Source organism: Rahnella sp. AN3-3W3 (assembly GCF_003263545.1).
Taxonomy (GTDB): Bacteria; Pseudomonadota; Gammaproteobacteria; order Enterobacterales; family Enterobacteriaceae; genus Rahnella; species Rahnella variigena.
In genome coordinates this window covers 170,067-189,986 of record NZ_JYDG01000001.1, presented here as the reverse complement: position 1 = coordinate 189,986, position 19,920 = coordinate 170,067, and the positions used below count along the sequence as shown (strand labels likewise).

Here is a 19,920-nt window from a genome sequence, read left to right as displayed (position 1 = left end):
ATGCAGCTCTATTCGTTTAACCCTAAATATTTTGAGTTGTATCAAGGCGGCAACTGAGCGAATCCCCGGGAGCTTACTAAAGTAAGTGACGGGGTGAGTCAAGGCAGCCAACGCAGAGACGGCTCAAAAGATGACGGGTTACAGAAAATCCATTCTTTGGGGGGTGAAGGTATCTAACAACACCCCTTTCTCCAGACACACGCAGCCGTGCATGATGTACGGTTTTTTGTATAACGTGTCGCCCGCGTTCACTTCGTGAGTTTCCTCGCCGATAGTGAATTTAAAGCGACCGGAAAGCACGTACGTCAGTTGCTCATGCACATGGTTATGCATCGGCCCGACTGCGCCTTCCTCAAAATATACTTCGACGGCCATCATGCTGCCGTTATGTGCCAGAACGCGACGGCTTACACCGTCACCTAAATCCTGTAAGGGGATCTCTTTTTTAAATACAAACATCGGTTAGTCCTTTCTTAACGAGCTGAGCAGGGCATCCGGAATTTCTGCCAGATACAGCGCCGGCAGGCCTTCGTAATCGGTGGTAAAGAGCACGTGACGATCGTCTGGCGAGAAAGAAGGGTGCGGATGCGTCACCTGACGGTCGCCATCCAGCACACGCCATGAACTGTTATGGGCGGCAAGCGGGGCATGCTGACGGGTACGGGCGTCGAAAATATACAGCCATGGATCGTTTTCAATCGTATGGCTGGCGGTATCTTTCACATCAACCGGCGTGCCGGAACCGTCACCGACCAGCAGCGTTCCGTTTTCATTACTCATCAGATGCGAACACGCAGGCATGGTCATCAGGCAAATATCTTCGCCGGTTTGCGGATCAAAACGGCGGATATGGCGGTCGTGCTGGCCTTTCAGATAAGACACATACATCAGCGCGGAGCCGTCCGGTACCCAGAATTCGTGCGTACAGCTTTCACCCGGCGCATGTTCCTTCACCTTGCGCACATTGCTGCCATCCTCATTCACCAGCCACATGCGGGCATCCACCAGATCGTGCGGCCCTTCATGACAGAATGCGACGGTATGGTCGTCAAAGGGACGATAAATCGGATGCCCGAGCCATTCATTCTTTTCATGTATCACGCGGGACTTGCCGTTGATGAGATCGACACGCAACAGGCGGCAGCGGGGATTACTATGATAAAACTCCTGGAAGATTTTCCAGTCAGACAGCGGCGTCCAGTCTTTACGACTGATTTCAATGCCCACCAGACTGGTGCATTCGCTGTTCGCCACCCAGGTGCCGTATCCGACCCAATCTTCCGGCACGGTATAGACTGTTTTCTCGCTGAATTCGTCCAGTTTTACGCACTGTAAACTGCGCTCATTTTTCACGTAATACAGACACTGATCGTCTGGCGACAGGAAGCCACCGAAGGTATTGTCACCTTTGCCTTCCGTCAGCTGAACCGCCTTTTGCGTCTGCAGATCCAGCAGATAATAGTTGCGGTTACCTTCAAACTCACCAGCAAACAACAGCTTGCCGCCGTCACGGGTAAAGCATTTCTGATAGAAATAGTTGCGATGGCAAAGCACATCGGGCGGGGTCAGACGCGTCACGCGCGCGCCGGTCTGTGCGTCCTGAACCGTGTGAAAATTGAATTGAATCTGAGAACCTTTAGCCATGATTCACCTCATAAGTGGCAATAAAATCAGCCGTGTGTGGGCTTTTGTTTATTAATTGAAATGCAATTTCATTAAATTGAAAACACATTACCACTTACCGTTGCACACTGGCGGCGGTCGCTGCCGAAAATGCAACATTGATCACATTTTTCCCTTCTGTAAAAAACATTCTATAATGTCATGGTTTCGTAAATAACAATTGATACCCAAAATAGATTAAGGGTGCTGAACACATACCTCACGCTTTACACAGTGAAGTTATTTTAGAAAAGGGATGTACATGATTAGATTAAGAAAGAAACGCGTTAAACCGATGCAAATCAACGACATTACTATCATTGACGATTCCAAGCTCAAGAAGGCGATCACCGCAGCTGCGTTAGGTAACGCGATGGAGTGGTTCGACTTCGGTGTATACGGCTTTGTCGCTTTTGCACTGGGTCAGGTCTTCTTCCCGGGCGCCGATCCGGGCATTCAGATGATTGCCGCACTGGCTACCTTCTCCGTTCCGTTCCTCGTCAGGCCTCTGGGCGGCCTGTTCTTTGGTGCGTTGGGTGATAAGTTTGGCCGTCAGAAAGTATTATCCGTCACCATCATTATCATGTCGGTGAGTACCTTCTGTATCGGTTTGATCCCCGGTTACGCCACCATCGGTATCTGGGCTCCGATTTTGCTGTTACTGGCTAAACTGGCACAAGGCTTCTCGGTCGGGGGCGAATACACCGGCGCAGCGATTTTCGTTGCCGAATATTCTCCTGACAGAAAACGTGGCTTCCTCGGCAGCTGGCTGGACTTCGGCTCTATCGCCGGTTTTATCCTCGGCGCGGGCGTGGTGGTATTGATTTCCAGCATTGTCGGTGAAACCAACTTCCTCGAATGGGGCTGGCGTATTCCGTTCTTCATCGCCGCACCGCTTGGCCTGATCGGTATCTACCTGCGTCACGCACTGGAAGAGACCCCGACGTTCCAGCAGCACGTCGATAAAATCGACAGCGATTCCCGTAAGGACATTGCAGAGCCGCCGAAAGTCTCTTTCCGTGAAATTCTGACCAAGCAGTGGAAACCGCTGATCGTCTGCGTCGGGATGGTGATTGCGACTAACGTCACTTACTACATGTTGCTGACGTACATGCCGAGCTACCTGTCTCACAGCCTGCATTACTCAGAAGACCACGGCGTGCTGATTATCATCGCCATCATGGTCGGTATGCTGTTTGTACAGCCGTTCATGGGCTTGCTGAGTGACCGCTTTGGCCGTAAGCCGTTTGTTCTGATCGGCAGCGTGGGTCTGTTCATTCTGGCTATCCCGTGCTTCATTCTGATTAACAGCGGTGTTGTCGGGCTGATTTTCGCCGGACTTCTGATCCTCGCGGTATTGCTGAACTGCTTCATCGGCGTCATGGCATCGACCTTGCCGGCGATGTTCCCGACGCACATCCGCTACAGCGCGCTGGCGATCGCTTTCAACATCTCCGTGCTGATTGCCGGTCTGACACCGACCATCGCCGCCTGGCTGGTCGAAGCCACCGGCAACTTGTATATGCCTGCTTACTACCTGATGGTGGTGGCAATCATCGGCCTGGTGACCGGTATCTTCATGAAAGAAACCGCTAACCGTCCGCTGAAAGGTGCGACGCCAGCCGCGTCGGATCGCGCAGAAGCGAAAGAAATCCTTCAGGAACATCACGACAATATCGAACAGAAAATCGAAGATATTGACGCGCAGATTGTTGAACTTGAAGCTAAAAGAAAGAACCTGATTGCGCAGCATCCTGATATTGACTGATCATAATCCCGCGTAATCTCAAAGCCGGTCACCTCGCTGACCGGTTTTTTTTTGCTCCGCGCCGCATTTTTTCCATTCCTGCTCCATACTTCATTTCCCGGTCATCTGAATGGAAAGCCTGTATGCAGAATCCTACGTTGTTTCAGTTCTTTCACTGGTATTACCCGGACGGAGGACAACTCTGGCCGGAAGTCGCCGAAAAGGCCGCATGGCTGGCAGAAACCGGTATCACCGCCGCGTGGCTCCCGCCTGCCTATAAAGGGGATTCCGGCGGTTACTCGGTTGGTTATGACACCTACGATTTATTCGATTTGGGTGAGTTTGACCAGAAGGGAAGCCGCGCAACAAAATACGGCGACAAAGAGGGGTTACTCGCCGCCATCGACGCGCTGAAATCTAACGGAATGGGCGTGATCCTCGATGTGGTGCTCAATCATAAAATGGGTGCGGATGAGAAAGAGCGCGTGCAGGTAAACCGCGTCAATATCGATAATCGTGAAGAAATCAGTGACGACATCATTGAGGCCGATGCCTGGACGCGCTTTATATTCGCTGCCCGCAACGGCCAGTATTCGAAATTCATCTGGGATTTTCACTGCTTCAGCGGCGTCGATCATATCGAAAATCCTGACGAGAATGGCATCTTCAAAATCATCAATGATTACACCGGCGGCGGCTGGAACGATCAGGTCGATGACGAATTCGGTAACTACGATTATCTGATGGGCGCCAATGTCGATTTTCGCAACAACGCGGTCAGCGAAGAGCTTAAATACTGGGCACGCTGGCTTCTTGAACAGACCGGCTGCACCGGATTCCGTCTGGATGCGGTTAAGCACATACCGGCATGGTTTTATAAAGACTGGATCGATCATGTCCAGAATGAGGCTGAAGAACCGATTTATATCGTGGCTGAATACTGGTCGCACGATGTGCCGACGCTGCAAAATTATATTGAGCAGGTCGAAGGCAAAACCATGCTTTTCGATGCGCCGTTGCAGCTGAATTTTCATCACGCTTCAAAGCAAGGCGCAGATTACAACCTGAGCCAGATTTTCGACAATACGCTGGTAGCAGCCGATCCGGCACATGCCGTCACGCTGGTGGCAAACCACGATACTCAGCCGTTGCAGTCACTGGAAGCGCCTATTGAACCCTGGTTCAAACCGCTGGCCTATGCGCTGATTTTGCTGCGTGAACAGGGCGTGCCGATCGTCTTTTATCCGGACTTGTGCGGCGCGAATTACGAAGATGAAGGCGATGACGGCAACAGTTACACCATCGACATGCCGGTGATCCCTGGGCTGGAAACCTTAATTAAAGCGCGGCAAACCCACGCATGGGGCGTTCAGACCGATTATTTTGATCACCCGAACTGTCTGGCCTTCAGCCGCAGCGGTACCGCCGAGCATCCGGGCTGTGTCGTCGTGATGTCAAACAGTGAAGCCGGGGAAAAAGCCATCGAAATGGGTGATAATTTCGGCCATAAAAAATGGCATGACCTGCTGGGTAACCGCGAAGAGATCATCGAAACTGACGAAAAAGGCTCGGCAGTATTCTTCTGCGCCGGGGGCAGTGTCAGTGTCTGGGTGCTGACAGAATAAGTACCCGGGCGGCTTGCTTATCAAAAGCAGCCCGCCCGCAATAACTAACGGAAGCCGAAAGCGATCAGCAGAGAATACATTGCCAGCAGCAAAATGAAGGCTACAACACCCACCACTCCTGAGGCTTTTTTCATACACTCCCAGGGGAAAATCACTAAAATAATCATCGCGTTTAGTGGAACGCCATACCACTTCCAGTGTTTTGGCGCCATCATCCATAGCACGCAAAAACTGCTGGCACTGAGTACCGCGTAATTGGTGACGGCCATAGCCAGGTTTCCCGCTTCAGGCTTAAACATCGTGAAAAAGCCCAACATTATCTTCACGATAATACCGACCGACAGCAGCGAGAACGCGCACACCGTGCCACACAATATTCGCGGCCACTGACGGAGTTTTTGTTCAAGAAAACTGTAGCCGTGAATATACAAGCCAATGATGGCAATGAGTATGATGCGTGACCGCCAGGGATGCGGATGTTCGCTTGTCGCCAGCATGATGAGCAACAGCCAGAAGCCCGTCAGAAATACCGTTCCCCAGCGCAAAACCACTCGGGTTTCAGACAACGTTTTCAGTAAAACTGAATTTAAACGCGGCAACAGTGCAGGATAATAAGTCCTGATGTCTCTGAGCTTGTCGTGCAGCGATGTCATAAAATCTGGCACCAGTCTGGCCCACCACGGCAACGTAGCGCCTTCAACGGTCAGAAGTCTCAGGCGCAAACGGTTAAGCGCTGAATTCTGATACTCCCGTTCCATGAGCGACCAGTAATAGTTTGCACCGGTCATTTCAACCTGATGCTGAAGTGCCGCCAGCCGGTGTAGGGAAATACCTTCCGGCTGATAATGATCAATATCCCACCCCATGACCTCTGAAACACGAATAAGCAGGGCCGAATACAGTCCCTCGCGCTCACTCAGTTGCGCAGCCAGTTCCTGACTGAATACTTCCCGCAGACGCAGATTTTGTAAAAGCCCGCCGGATAGCACGGATTTCAGCAGGCTCAGGCCTTCGGTTTCATCGTCCATCATGACATCAATGATTTCTGTCACCGGCTTTAACGCCTCTAATTCCTGCTCCAGCGCATCATCAATATCTGGCGTGAGCTCTTTTAAAGGCTCAATGTGAACCGGCGTCGGTAAGGTGAAAGAAGGGGATTCATCGACAATCTCCGTGACAACGTCACTCTGCAAAGAGCGCGCCGCATAACCCTTCGCCTGCTCGAACGCCTCCCTCAGCCCCTGATAGCCTTCCGGATCTTGATCTGGCCGCGTGGTTTTCAATTTCCGGGCGTAAGCGCGTTTGATAATACTCAGATCATCAGTAGGTTCGATGTCTAAGGCTGACCAGAAGTGAGGGTTGTTCATGCCACCGCCCAGGTCACTAGCCACGAATAGAGGAATAACATCACGGCACAAATGACAATGCGCCATATCACCCCCGTTTTTTTTGCCTGCTGCCAGGGGAATGTGACAAATGCGGTCAGGCTATTGCTGATAAGGTTGTACCAGCGCCAGTATCGCGGACAAATTGCCCATATGAGGAAAAGTACGAAAGCGGTAAGCATGCCAAAAAGTGCAGGACCACGGCCCGGGTCGTCGTACATAAAATGCAGTTGCCCATAAAGGCCGCTGAAAATTTTAGCAAACACGCCCAAAATGAGAAGCGAAAGCAGAGTTTCGTATATCGCCACAACGTGCTGAGAATGTCTGAATTTGCGCTGTAGCTCGCTTTTACACCACGTACTGACAAGGATAACGCAAATAATAATCGACATATCGCGCAGCGGATGTTCGTCGTGGCGAATTCCAATAGCGATCGCCATTCCCCAGAACACGATAAAAAATGCTGTACTCCAGTCCAGTTCTAAACGCAGCCCGGATAATGTTTTAAGTAGCTGAGGATTTACTCGCTCCAGCAAGACAGGATGGTACGCGCTGATTTCCTCTACAGTCTGTCGTAGCTTGCCGACATAACCGGGAATTAACCTTGCCATAAAAGCCAGCTTTTTGCCCTCAACGCTCAAAAGCTCAAATCGTTCATGTTCCTGCATGGACTTCTCGGATTTATTTACGAGGGAGTCCCAGTATTGCGAAGCCTCTGTGTTCTCAGTCTGCGCGTAAATCGCCCATAACTGGTCAGCTGAAATCCCTTCAGGTCTGAAATTCTCGATTTCCCATCCCATCATGGCAGCCACATTGATTAACATTGAACGGGTAACGCCTTTACGTTTACCCAATTCTTCTGCCAAAAAATGGCTGAACATTTCGCGGGCGTGAATATTTTCCAGCGGACCCTCAGACAAACAGGTGTACAGCCTTTCAAAACCGGCGGTGACATCGGCTAGCAACAAAGTCACAATTTCATCGACCTGATTGAGGACCTGCTGTTGTGAAACCGGCTCATTGTATTCAGCCTTCACCACGTCGATGAAAGCACGGTCTTGGGGAGGATTTAAATCCCAGGAATGGGAAATATCCTTCGCCTGCTCGAACGCCTCCCTCAGCCGCTGATAGCCTACCGGATCTTGATCTGGCCGCGTGGTTTTCAATTTCCGGGCGTAAGCGCGTTTGATGATGCTCAGATCATCAGTAGGTTCGATGTCTAAGACTGACCAGATGCCCATCCGTTTACTCCCATTCCCTGCGCAGATACGCGATCAGTTCCTCGATTTCCTTGCGGGCTGCTGCGATCTGGCGGGCATCCTGCGTATCAAGAATTCGTTCAAAATGGTACAGGTGATCGGCAATATACTGTCGCTGTTCACCAAGGCTCTGCTCATAATACGCATTCGCTTCGGTCACCAGTTGCCGGTTAACCAGTTGTTCACGCGGATGCTGTTTGATGGCATCGAGTTTTCGCAAGCTTTCAGTAATTTGCTCGGGTGTCAGGCTGCCCGGCGCTTTTTCTATGACCAGTTTTTCGCTCAGGCCCGTTCTGTTGATCTTGCACTCCACCTCCAGAATACCATCCAGAGTGTAAGTGAAACGGACGTCAGCGCTGGCCTCACCGGCAGGGAGAGGAGGAACATCAACTCTGAGCATGCCGAGCAGTACGTTATCGGAAACAAGCCGGGACTCTCCCTGATAAACGCAGATATCCAGATGTTTCTGTTGGTCAAACACCGTCATGATGGTTTCGACCCGGCTCACTGGCACAAAACTGTTGCGCTCGATCAGCGGCAGGAAATGGCCATCTTCATAACCTTCGCCCTTGCGACGCGAAGTAGCGATACCGAGTGTAAATGGCATCACGTCAGTGAGAACAATATCGTCGAGTGCCTGATCCTGAAGCACCAGTCCGGCCTGAATACCGGCCCCGATTGCAATGGCTTCATCGGGTTGCAACTCACAGCGTGGGAAGCGCCCGAACAGACGAGCTACCGCCTGACGTACCAGCGGCATCCTCGTGGCACCACCAACCAGCACGATGTGATCCATTTCATCGGCCGAGAATCTGGCATCACGCAGTGCCTGCATAACCGGCTTTTTCATCCGCTCCAGCGTGCTTTCGCAGCACTGCAACAGAATGTCGGTAGTGAGGTTCCAGCTAAGAGTTTCACCCTGCCACTGGTATTGCAGCGTGGTGCTCTCTTCAGTCGTCAGCTGGCACTTGGCTTTTTCAGCCAGTGTCAGTAATTGTCCGAACAATGCGGTATTTTCTTTATCCAGACGGGGATATTGGCTCAACATCCAGCTGGCAAGACTGCGCGTGAAATCATCACCGCCAAGGAAGACATCGCCGCTGCTGGCGCGGACTTCAATCACGCCTTCAAACATATCGATGATCGAGACATCAAAAGTGCCGCCGCCCAGGTCAAACACCAGAAATTTATGTTCCTGCTGATTTGCCAGTCCGTAAGCCAGCGATGCGGCGGTCGGCTCGTTGAGCAAACGTTCAACATGCAGCCCTGCGAGCTCACCCGCAGCCCTGACCGCGTTACGCTGTACATCGTTGAAGTAAGCAGGGACGGTGATGATGGCGCGGTCACACTTGCAGCCACAGTGCTGTTCCACGTCTGCTTTCAGGCTACGCAGAAGCAGGGCGGACAGTTCTTCAGCACGAAAATGCTGGTTACCCAGTCGGAATGAATGATCCGTTCCCATGAAACGTTTAAAACTGGCGAGGGTAAGTTCCGGATGAGTAAATAAGCGTGCATGTGCGGGGGCCCCCACCAGCATATGCCCGTCATCGTCTATCCCGACCACCGAAGGGGTCAGATTTTTTCCATAGACATTGGGAACCAGCAGAGACTGACCGTCCTGCCAAATCGAAACAGCACAGTTTGAAGTACCTAAATCTATCCCTATCAACATCCGTATGCCCCCTGAGACAGTCGGAGAAACAACCGTGAGAATTTTGATCGGCTGAATGCAGAAAATATAGTGAACATTCTAGCGTTACTGCTTTGATGTTCCGATAAAATTTTTGAATTTTGTTTAATCAGATTAAGCGGCAGGCGAAGCGAGTCATTAACCACCCCTCATGGGATTATCTTTATCCGAGGTTATTACAGAAAAGGAGTATCCGTAAGATAAAATTCACTCATTGAACAGGGAACTTTAAAATCAACAGTTTTTATGGTGTAAAAGTAGACTCGAAAAATGTTGAGCACAGCTCGTAACTGAGTAATATCAGCCGCAAGCCTGCAAGAGGATAACAGGCGCTATTTATTATCTTAATAAGCTGAAGCCCGTCATGTTAAATATTATTTTTGATGATCCGAATGCAGCATATCGTTATGGTATGGAGAATTTCCTTACGCAGATATTTTCACTGGAAAAGAAAATTCCTGTACAGATATCTGATCTGACTGAAGAAAACATTCCTGCTGCGAACATTATCGTTAAAAGATTCAGCGCTGGCGAAAGTACTATTTGCCAGCCACTATTTCAGCAACGCACTCCGCACAGTCTGATTATTGCCGTGTACGACTGCCGGACAGTGCCGTTCATGACAGACCTGCCATTGTGTATTACTAACATTATTTTTATTAACCGTAAAAGTTCTCTGGAACACATCAGAAAACGGGTGATCAGCGGCTGGGCGAACCACACGACAGGCAGTCCTGACCAGTTGCCACGTGATTGTGCCAACTGCAGGCAACCAGAGTTGTCTGCAAAAGAGGCCAGAGTTGCAACGCTGATCCACGCGGGTAATGATGTGGGGCATATTGCCAGAAAATTGCAGATAGCGGAGAAGTCCGTCAGCGTGCATAAAAGAAAGATAATGGCGAAATTCAATCTGCTATCAGATTCGGAATTACTCAGCTGTCTGAAGTTAATTAAAAACAAAATATTCTGAGATGATGCCTGAAAAAGCCGGAAGAAACCTTCCGGCCAGCAGACACATATTGCTCAACTTACACTGTCAGACTTACATTGCTAAAAAACCATCAGGCAATAGTGACTTTCTTATCCAGATAAACATCCTGCACGGCGTTTATTAACGCAACACCTTCTTTCATAGATTTCTTAAAGGCCTTACGCCCCAGAATCAGACCCATGCCACCAGCACGTTTATTGATAACTGCCGTACGGACCGATTCCTGGATATCATTTTCCCCGGCTGCACCGCCGGAATTAATTAAACCTGCACGCCCCATATAACAGTTAGCCAGCTGATAACGTACCAGATCGATGGGGTGATCGGTGGTCAGTTTCGAATACACGCGCTCATCGGTATAACCGAATTTCACCGCGGTATAGCCGCCGTTATTTTCCGCCATTTTCTGTTTCACGATATCCGCGCCAATGGTCGCAGCCAGATGGTTGGCTTGTCCGGTCAAATCGGCGCTGGAATGATAATCCTTGCCGTCTTTCACAAACGCCGGATTACGCAGATATGCCCATAAAACAGTGACCATTCCCAGTTCATGCGCACGCTCGAAAGCGGCTGAAATTTCTTCAATCTGGCGGCGAGATTGTTCCGAGCCAAAATAAATCGTCGCGCCGACTGCCTGCGCACCAAGATTGAATGCCTGTTCCACGCTGGCATACAACGTCTGGTCGTATTGCGTCGGATAGCTCAGGGTTTCGTTATGATTCAGCTTGACCAGGAACGGAATTTTATGGGCATAGCGGCGTGAAACTGATGCCAGCACACCGTATGTAGATGCCACACAGTTACAGCCGGCTTCAATTGCCAGTTCGACAATATTTTTAGGATCGAAGTAGAGGGGATTCGCGGCAAAGGAAGCGCCTGCGGAGTGCTCGACGCCCTGATCCACCGGCAAAATGGACAGATAACCCGTTTTGGCTAAGCGTCCGGTGTTATACAAGTTTTGCATTGCGGCCAGCACGCGGGGAGAGCGGTTATTGTCGATCATTACACGGTCAACAAAATCGCTGCCGGGAAGATAAAGCTGATCGGCGGTGATGGTGGAACATTGATGCTGCAGCAGTGAATCAGCTTCTTTGCCGAGTAACTTAGCGATATCAGTCATATGGACTCCTTTTCGGCTCTTTGCGAACGCTCAGAGCGGTGAATGAAATTTCCTGACCCCATACTTATAGTCGCCTTACCGGCATTTTGTGTAACTCAGATTGCGCTTTTGCGGCAGTCGATCACTCTGCGCTTACTCCCTCGTCATAGAATTTAGTGCATCAGTTGTTTTGCAGAAGAACGCCTGGCAACCCCTTAAGGTGTGAATTCATACCAAAACCCGGAACACCACGCTGATGCCCCGGTTTTTTTATCAGCTTGCGACTCTCAACACCTTCAGCAACCGCGCCAGACTGTCGCGCTGTGTTGCCGGGATTTCACCGCCCGCAGCGTAACCTGCATTACGCATGATGCTTTCCTGCAAACCCACCAGCCAGTCGTAGATATAAAACGCGGTGGAATTGGTCGGAGTAGCCGATAGTTTGGTCAGGCGCTGGGAGGATTTCCAGCTGGCGACACTTTTCTTCGGTTTGGCGAAAATCTTATGGCCTTTGTTAATACGGCTTTCCGGACGCTCAGCTTCCGGTTGTTTTTCAAAACCCAGCCACGCCACAAAATCACCCAGCACGGTCAGCGCACGGGAAACCTGCCGGTCGGCATGATGATCATGCTCGCGCGCGCCCGCCGGTAATGTACTGCCCAGAGACCGCACCAGCGCGTCGCCCATATTGAGTCGGAAACTGGCTGTGATCAGCTCTTCCATCAGCAATTCAACCGTCGGTTTCGCCACGCCAAGCAGGGCGATCAAGGGTTCGTTTTCCGGCAGGCTGCGCAGATGGTTGATCCAGTAACGCTGTACCTGACGGGCAAAGGCGGTGCCGTCATCCGGTTTAGCCTGCCAGACTGGCGCGTCCTGTTGTTCAGCGAACAGATCAATATCGATGCCAATACCAAAACTCTCTGCACCGTTTTCATCCTGAGCGCCGGACTCCACTGGCTGGCCGGTATGTTCCAGATAAATACGGTGCAGCTCGTCGCGGCCTGGCAACAGCTTTTCCAGGAGTTCGCCATGAACGCCGGTGCGGGTTTGCAGCGCTTTAATCACTGTTTGTACCGTGCGCTGTTTCTGCAACGGGTCAGCCGCTTCGCCTTCCTGATACCAGCGACCCAGCAGGTTATCCGCCAGTTCACGATGCAGTTCATCACGCAATTCACTCAAACGGTTGAGACGCACATCAGGACGAATTTCAGCCACCAGATAATCCGCCATGCGTTGCAGACCCCGCTCGTCCATCGCCAGCAGCGCGCCCCAGGCATCGCCCGGATTGCCGACATGACGCTGGACGGCCTCGTCGAAATGCACAGACTGCGTCATCCGCCGGTCGAACGGGGTCAGCACCCACACCAGCCCCGGTTTACGGCGGCTGCGCACCTGTGTGTTTTCGCCGTGCATCTCTTTCACCCAGTGCTCAAGCGTCCGGCCCACCGCGACCACATCATCGCGTTTATCCGCAGCGGTGCAGACCATCAGCATATTCATCTCATGGCGGTCGGTGTAACGTTCCGGCAGATAAGCGACTTTGGCACGAAACAGCGGGCTGATATCATCACCGCCATCATCGTCACTTTCATCGTCCTCAGCGCTGCCGTAGCCCGGTAAATCCAGCAAATCAAACTGTTCGAATAACGCTTCGCGTGGCGGCGAAAGCAGGGGGATTTGCACTTCTGCGGCCAGCAAGGTCAGCTCTTCAAGTGACAACGTCACCGGCGCAGTGACCGTGCCTTCAAATTCGGGGCAGACGGAAATCTCAATGTCAAAAGCCGGAGACTGACTGAAGATCCCATCCGCCGGTTGCATCGCATCATCAATCAGCACGCTGAGCGGAGCCAGCAGACTTTTTGCGCCGCCCAGATGTTGCAGCGTATGCGCGTAATGACGGTAAGCCGTGGTCAGCGCGGGCACGTTGTCCCACAGTATGGAAAACAAACGCGCACGGTCATCGACATTCAGATACGGCGCGAGATTTACCGCAACCGGCCAGAAATGCGCATTGAGGTGGCGAAAACGGCGGGCATCCAGCCGAATCATAGAATCCCATAATCCCATCATCTGCTCGCTGCTGAAGCCTTCAACCGGCTCCGGCTGGCGATGCATCATCAGCTTATTCAGATGCTCGGTGATCTGCTGCGTATCCGGCACGTAATAATGACTGTCCGGCTTGAAGGCGCGGATAACAATGCGGGCCAGATCAGGCTCATTCAGTAACAACACGCGCACCGGGAAAGCCCGGTCGCGTACATCAGACTGACGGGTGAAGCGGGTGGCAAGGCGTGCAGTGCGGTTGCCCGGATTAATTTGCGTCAGATAATCCAGCGTCACGCCGCCCAGACGGGTTTCCAGCCGGCCATAATTCCCCGCTGCCAGCGAGCAGATCAGATAGGATTTTCCCGCCTGAGAATGACCGTAAAAGCCCAGCGCGGGCGACAGCTCGCAGGCCAGTGCCAGACGCTGCGCTTTATCGCGGCAGCGTTTTAACTGCAAATTCAGCCGGTCTGCTTCGAGATCTAAACGCGGTGCCTGAGCGCGGGTGTTTTCCACCCAGTTCAGCGCATCACCGATGGTGTCAGACGCGGCGGCAAACTGACGTTGCAGCACATTTGTAGTCACTGCCTGTGCCGGGATTGTTGCTGTTGTGCTGGTAGTCATGAGACGAATACGCTCCCACTGTCGATCCAGTAATGGCTTTCGCCCAGTGTATTTAGCCGCAGACGCAGGTGATGAACGGGCACTTTGGTGCCGTTATCCAGCACTGCGCTGGCAATATCAAAAAATTCAGGCGTCGGGTGGTCTTCGCCTTTTTTCACCGCCAGTTTCACCCGCAGCACGCTGTCACCGGCCACTTTACGCGCCAGTTCAGGTTCGGCAATTGACAGGGTATACAACGGTGACGCAGGCCAGCGGTCATTTTCCAGCTGACGGAAGCCCAGACAAATGGCACCACGAATACGGAAACTGGCCGCGCTGTCGAGTTTGTAATCGTGGGCATCGAGGTCGATATCGCTGTAACAGACGTTCTCGTCGGTCAGCGCCTGATTGCCATCGAGCATACCCAGATAACGTACCGTCGAATAAGGCTGGAAATCACCGGCTTTGAAATAGAAGCCCGGCAGACGCAGATCCAGCGCCAGCAGACACAGCATTGCGCCCACGGCGGCGGTAGATTTCGGGTTATCGATGCGACCGAGTTTATTAAACGGATACCAGCCGCTGGTGTGATAACCGTCGAGCGATAACATGCGGTTAATCGGCAGCGGTTGCAGGTGACGGAACAACGCCTGAATCCCCGGGAAGCGCGAAGGGCGGCCGGTCAGCAGCAGGACATCGCAATCATGCAACGACACCACTTCACACAGTGAACGCAGATTCTGAGTAATACTCATCCGGTTGGATAAAAACTCGCCATGCAGCTTGCTGAGCTTGAGCACCAGCGGTGTCTGCAAAATATCAAAGACCGCGGAACCGGCAGGCAGCACGCGCTGGATTTCTGTGTGCAGATAATCAAGCACTTTTTGCGTCGGTGGCTGTTCCAGCAACTCACCAAACGGTGCGTCAATTTCCGCATGGGTGTCCAGCGGGTCAAAGCGTTCATACACTTCCAGCACCGCATGGGCCAGCGGAATGAAAATTTGCAACGTGCTTTGCTGGCGCAGCGTTGCGTGCCCGTCCATGCGACCTTCGCTGCCGAACAGACGCGTCATCAGCCCGTCAGGATTCGCCAGACCGGCCTTTTTCAGTGCTGCATGAAGCGCTGGCAAAATGTAGAGCTGAATGACGTCGAGCAGGATATCGTCGCCCGCCACTTTGAAGCCTTCGCGGAACAGCAGACGTGGGGTAATTTTGACGTTATTCCCCATACCGTCATCCAGCCAGTATTGGGTAATCGCCAGATCGGTAGTGCCGCCACCGATATCAATGGAGGCGATGCGCAGGGTTTTGCCAACCGGTTCGTCATCCGCCAGTTCGCGGTCAGGACGCGCCATGCTGGCAAAAAATTCACCGGTATGTCCGCCGAAATTCACCTGCGTTTCGTTATACAGATACACCATCTGGCCGCAGGTGGCTTCGTCCCATTCCATCTGCACATCCGGTACCGGCATCAGGCTTTTCGCCTTGTCAGCCGGATGTTTAAAACCGTCATCAGAGGGATGCCAGCCCATCGATTTCCACACCAGACCAATCGCTTCCTGCATACGGCGGCGGAAGATTTCGCGCTCCGGTTTAGGCATCGCCGAAGGCAGGGTAAGAATGATATTGCGTAACTGACGCGGGGCGGAAGATCGCAGCATTTTGGTTCGCTGAGCCGGGCTGTTGATTTGCATCAGCGCCTGCGCCAGCAGTTCGGACAACATCAGCGTCATCACAGAACTGCGGCTGTAGTGCGCCGAAAACACCGGAAGACGATCTTCAACAGGCAAATCAGACAGCGGCTGGCCTTCATCGTTAATCAGAAACGTCAGCGGCATGGCCGCCGCGACCGGTTCAGTGATCGCGCCGTGCCCGCCCTGACTGAAACGCCAGCCCGGCGTATAACTGTCTTCATCCCACAAATAGCGGCGCGGGCTGGAAATCCCGGTTGATCCTTCGGTGCCTTCGCGCAGTAAAGCCAGACGACTGGCTTCGCGACCGGCACGTAAAATCGACGGCCAGATAAACGCATCATCCCGGCCACTTTCTGCAGAAAAGTTAGGTTTGCCGAAGCGCGCCTGAGCAAACTCCACGCGGCTTTCGAACAATTCGTTATAGAGAAAATGCGGCTGAGAAAGGTCGCGCAGTTGCAGTTCGCTGGTCTGCTTCAGACCGTCTGTTTCGCCAACGTGATCTTCAACCAGAATGCCGCAGGTATGCGAGTTACCGACATCGAGGATCAAATCCACGTTGATCGCCGGTTCTTGCAAGGTGGCACCGCTGATTTTAAGCTCCGGAATACCCAGCTGACTGCCGAGCATTTCCAGCAAATTCAGGTAGTGCGCCTGATATTCAAACTCGCGCAGGGCAACTTTAATGTTGCGTGCCTCACGCTGTTCGCGAATGGCGGATTGTTCGGTAAACACTTCACGCAGCCAGCCATCAACCCAGGTCTGGTCAAGGAAATCCGGCAGTTCGTCGTTATGCCAGGCCAGCGCAAAACTGATGCCGTTTTTCACATCATCAGGCGTAGGGGCGAGCTGAGTTTGTTCATCATCGCCTTCCACCACGCGGGTATCAAAAGCAATCACCACGCGGTGCGTGCTGCCGTCCGCTTCCGGCGTATCCAGCTGACGGATTTGCACCCGCGCCCAGTTATCCGGGCCAGTCATAAAGGTGCGCGGAGGATTAAAGCGCAGGAAAGGCAGCGGCAGCCAGATTTGATCCAGCAATTTCAGCGACTGTTCCAGGGGAAAACTGAACTCGGGACGCACGACTTCCGGCGCACCGCCATCGGTTGCCGGTAAAAAGTGACGGCCATTTTGCGGATTATAATCCAGTCGCAACAGCGGGCCGTTGGCACTTTTACGCACAAATTTGGCAGGCAGTTCGAGATCCCAGACCGGCTTAAGCGAGAAGTCGAGGAACTGGATGCCGCTGTCCCGGATCAGAGTAATCTTTTGTTTAAAATCAGTAATGGTTGCCAGCATGGTCTTATTTACCTTCGCGCTTAATCGTCATTGGGTAAACCGTGTCGCCGTTATAACGGCCCTGACACACGGCAGCGCCAGTCGCGCCCTGGGTACAACTGATTTCCGGCATCTGATATCGGGAGCCGTCACTGCATTTCGCTCTGTAACGGGTGTTGATCACCAGGTTTCCTGACTGCATCAGCCCGGCATTGACCGGCGCACGACAGGTAACCCCGGCACCATAGGTAATTTTCACCGTACCCTGACCCTGTTTGAACTGATAACGCAGCACCGGCGGCTTGCCGGTTACCGGGTCTTTGATTTCAACGATGCCGTTCCAGTTACCGTTGAGGAATTTCGTTGAACCGATTTTTACCGCATCCGGCGGCAGTACCAGCGCATTTTTGCTGACTGACGCTGGGGCAGGTTCTGCCACTACCGGCGTTTTCTCGACTTCCGCGATCGGGTCTGGCGCAGGCACCACTACAGCAGCAGGCGCGGCTTGCGGGGCTTTCACTTCTGATGCTGTAACTTCCGGTGCCTTCGCGGGTTCAGCAACTGGTGGCGGGGCGATCACCGCAGGTTCAGCTGCCGGAGCAGGTTTCCGGGTTTCGGTTTGAGCTGTCTCTGCTTTCGGCGCAGGGGGGCGGGAATACAACCAGCCCGCTGCCGAACCGGCCACGACCAGCGCCGCCACCGGCAGTGCCCAGATTAGTGTCGATATTTTACGGCGCGGTGCAGCAACCGGTTCAGGCGTGACGGCCTGCTGTTCTGCGGCGCGCGCCTCAATGGTTTTTATCACACGCACTGGCGCTTCAGGCGCGATAACCGGTTCAGGCGTTTTGACTTTTTCGGCGGCCAGCGAAAGTGAAGGCAACGGTTCGTCAGCTTTGAGCGTATCGCGCAGGGCGGCAAAAGGTTCGGCACTGGCTGTGCTGTCGAGGCTGACAAAGCCCCAGAACGTCAGAACAGGCTGGCCGCCGACCAGATAAACGTGGTTCTGATCCGGAAAACGAAAGGCTTTCTCCAGCAGCGCACCAAAAAACTGACTGGCTGATTTTTCGGAGGATTTAGCGGCTTTGCTGATTTGCGACACGACATCGAGGCAGTTTTCCAGCTGACGTAAGGCCGAGGCACGCGCCGCGTCAGTGGCAGCCGCCCAGGAAACCACTTTGCCTTCGCGAGGGGAATACCAGTCGAGGCGGTCACCGGCCTCATTGAGTTGAGGAATAGCCAGACAATCCGCGATTGCGGGTTGTTTACGCAGGCGTAAGGTTTCCCGTAATTGCAGGGCTGATGCGTATACCGGCTGCCCGTTTTCGCCCAGCGCGAGGATGTCGTTGAGACTGCCACTGCGTAAAAATGATTTTGCCACGCCTGAATAGCCTTTAGTGGTTTTGCACCGCGCCAGCGCGCAGGCAGAAAAGGTTCATGATGCTGCCACCTTAAGCGATTTAAGCGAAATCAAACGGGGGAATAAGGGTCAAAAAGGGTGGCTGTTTGTTGCGTGACATAAAAGCGGCGGCATCCCCCTCGGGAGGGTGTCGCCGTTAAAATAGAGGGGAATAGCAAATTATCTCAGGAGAACGTGTGAGGCATGTAAAGCCGCCACATATTCCTGCAATTCCGCACCACGGTTTTTAAGCCGCATCTGGCTCTCAATGCTTGCCATAATATTAAGATGCGGTGAACGGATATTGATGATTTCGTGCACGGAATGATAGCCGCCCCCGACGAACAGGGCGATAGCGGACAGGGTTATCTGATCAAGCTGAGACTGACTCAGTGTATCGTCCAGAACATCTGCCGCCGTAAATAAACAGGCGGTGCTGCCCGAGATAGAAGCAAGCAAAGGATTATCACGATCAAACATGCGTTCAACAAATGCCGGACTGCCGTCTGCCAGTTTATGACTGATACGGGTACGGAAAAGCGGTCTGTTTTTCGTCAGGCCGTTAATGGTTAATATTTTTTGCAGTTTCGGGTCAAGCTGACTGAAGACGGCTTGGTCAAGAATACCGATATCTTCACGATAGGTATTAGACATCACGCCACTGCGTCCCCTCACGGTGAACAGACTGTCAGGCCTGTTTCTTTGCACTATTTTTGCTACCGGAGGAACATTATCTTTAAACAGAAATGTGTATTTCCCCGCATCATTAATGGCATGATTGATGATAAATTCACCCATAGCCTTAACTAGCAGTATTTTTTTGGCAAAAATTTCTGCTGAATATTCTGATGACAAAAGGTTGGAGGTAATATCCTGTTTAAATACCCTTGCAAACTGGCCAGTAGCATCTACATTTTCTTCAACTTCCTTTGCAAAAAAGTTAAATGCTTCAGAGCCGTTATTTTTTAACCAGATCTTCGCAAACTTAGCGCAAAGAATATAAATCGTCTCACCAAAAACAGGGGCATTCCTGAGAATAACGGCAGCAGCCCAGGATTCCTGAACCGTTTTCTCTATATTGTTGAAATTGCGATCATGTACCAACTTTCCCTGAAACTCATAAGTATGGCTTAACTTTTTTTTCGTGCTGGTGAGTTGAGCAAGTTGTTTGTTTTTCAATCTGTATATAAATAAATCATCTTTGGACTGGGATCCATTTCTTGCCTGTGGCAGCATAAATTTCCTTATTATTTAAAAGAATCACTTCTGCAAAAAATCAGATTTCATTTTTTGGCAGCGGAGTCTAACACAAGGAAATAACCAAACGGATTAAATCGTTAGTTTAGGTTTATTAATAAACTTAATGAATAATAGAAATGGGAAATATCTATTAATAAGATAAATGGTTCTACTTTGCCTACAGGGCGGAGGACTTAAAAGTCAAAAAGCTG

The 19,920-nt window shown here is 51.9% G+C and carries 13 protein-coding genes; 3 read left to right on the top strand and 10 right to left on the bottom strand.

Annotation, left to right across the window (positions count from 1 at the left end; translation table 11 throughout):
* Positions 1–138: 138 nt before the first annotated feature.
* Together UC15_RS00855 and UC15_RS00850 are read right to left on the bottom strand one after the other, a co-directional pair.
* Positions 139–459, bottom strand: coding sequence for a cupin domain-containing protein (locus UC15_RS00855; protein ID WP_112286678.1), 321 nt, complete (start codon positions 457–459; stop codon positions 139–141).
* A 3-nt stretch (positions 460–462) separates the two neighbouring features.
* Complete coding sequence (locus UC15_RS00850; RefSeq protein ID WP_112286677.1) at positions 463–1,644, bottom strand: oligogalacturonate lyase family protein; 1,182 nt, start codon at positions 1,642–1,644, stop codon at positions 463–465.
* Positions 1,645–1,927: 283 nt separating this feature from the next.
* Here UC15_RS00850 and proP point away from each other — a divergent pair, with 283 nt between their 5' ends.
* Together proP and amyA are read left to right on the top strand one after the other, a co-directional pair.
* Complete coding sequence (gene proP, locus UC15_RS00845) at positions 1,928–3,430, top strand: glycine betaine/L-proline transporter ProP (protein ID WP_112286704.1); 1,503 nt, start codon at positions 1,928–1,930, stop codon at positions 3,428–3,430.
* Between the two features lie 122 nt (positions 3,431–3,552).
* A complete protein-coding gene (gene amyA / locus UC15_RS00840) occupies positions 3,553–5,034 on the top strand; it encodes an alpha-amylase (protein ID WP_112286676.1) in 1,482 nt (493 codons plus the stop codon).
* Positions 5,035–5,078: 44 nt separating this feature from the next.
* Here the strand turns inward: amyA and UC15_RS00835 are convergent, their stop codons facing one another.
* The 3 genes from UC15_RS00835 to UC15_RS00825 are packed head-to-tail and all read right to left on the bottom strand — an operon-like array spanning position 5,079 to position 9,350.
* On the bottom strand, positions 5,079–6,401 hold the full coding sequence (locus UC15_RS00835) for a hypothetical protein (protein ID WP_112286675.1): 1,323 nt from the start codon (positions 6,399–6,401) through the stop codon (positions 5,079–5,081).
* Positions 6,398–7,660 (bottom strand): hypothetical protein, encoded by a 1,263-nt coding sequence (locus UC15_RS25730; protein ID WP_198659643.1) that lies wholly within the window; start codon positions 7,658–7,660, stop codon positions 6,398–6,400. The genes UC15_RS00835 and UC15_RS25730 overlap by 4 nt, the downstream gene beginning before the upstream one ends.
* 4 nt (positions 7,661–7,664) lie before the next feature.
* Complete coding sequence (locus UC15_RS00825; RefSeq protein ID WP_112286674.1) at positions 7,665–9,350, bottom strand: Hsp70 family protein; 1,686 nt, start codon at positions 9,348–9,350, stop codon at positions 7,665–7,667.
* Between the two features lie 382 nt (positions 9,351–9,732).
* On the opposite strand from UC15_RS00825, the gene UC15_RS00820 reads away from it, so the two are divergent.
* A complete protein-coding gene (locus UC15_RS00820; RefSeq protein WP_112286673.1) occupies positions 9,733–10,338 on the top strand; it encodes a helix-turn-helix transcriptional regulator in 606 nt (201 codons plus the stop codon).
* A 91-nt stretch (positions 10,339–10,429) separates the two neighbouring features.
* Here the strand turns inward: UC15_RS00820 and fbaB are convergent, their stop codons facing one another.
* From fbaB to UC15_RS00795, 5 genes are all read right to left on the bottom strand, one after another.
* Positions 10,430–11,479, bottom strand: coding sequence for a class I fructose-bisphosphate aldolase (fbaB, locus tag UC15_RS00815; RefSeq protein ID WP_112286672.1), 1,050 nt, complete (start codon positions 11,477–11,479; stop codon positions 10,430–10,432).
* Positions 11,480–11,731: 252 nt separating this feature from the next.
* Positions 11,732–14,125 carry a virulence factor SrfC family protein gene (locus UC15_RS00810; RefSeq protein WP_112286671.1) on the bottom strand — a complete coding sequence of 798 codons (2,394 nt, stop codon included), beginning with the start codon at positions 14,123–14,125 and terminating at the stop codon, positions 11,732–11,734.
* Positions 14,122–17,094, bottom strand: coding sequence for a virulence factor SrfB (locus UC15_RS00805; protein ID WP_112286670.1), 2,973 nt, complete (start codon positions 17,092–17,094; stop codon positions 14,122–14,124). Before UC15_RS00805 ends, UC15_RS00810 begins: the two co-directional genes overlap by 4 nt.
* Before the next feature lie 4 nt (positions 17,095–17,098).
* Positions 17,099–18,451, bottom strand: coding sequence for an SrfA family protein (locus UC15_RS00800; protein ID WP_112286669.1), 1,353 nt, complete (start codon positions 18,449–18,451; stop codon positions 17,099–17,101).
* A gap of 198 nt (positions 18,452–18,649) precedes the next feature.
* Positions 18,650–19,705, bottom strand: a complete 1,056-nt coding sequence (locus tag UC15_RS00795) for a hypothetical protein (RefSeq protein ID WP_112286668.1) — start codon at positions 19,703–19,705, stop codon at positions 18,650–18,652.
* Positions 19,706–19,920: the final 215 nt, after the last annotated feature.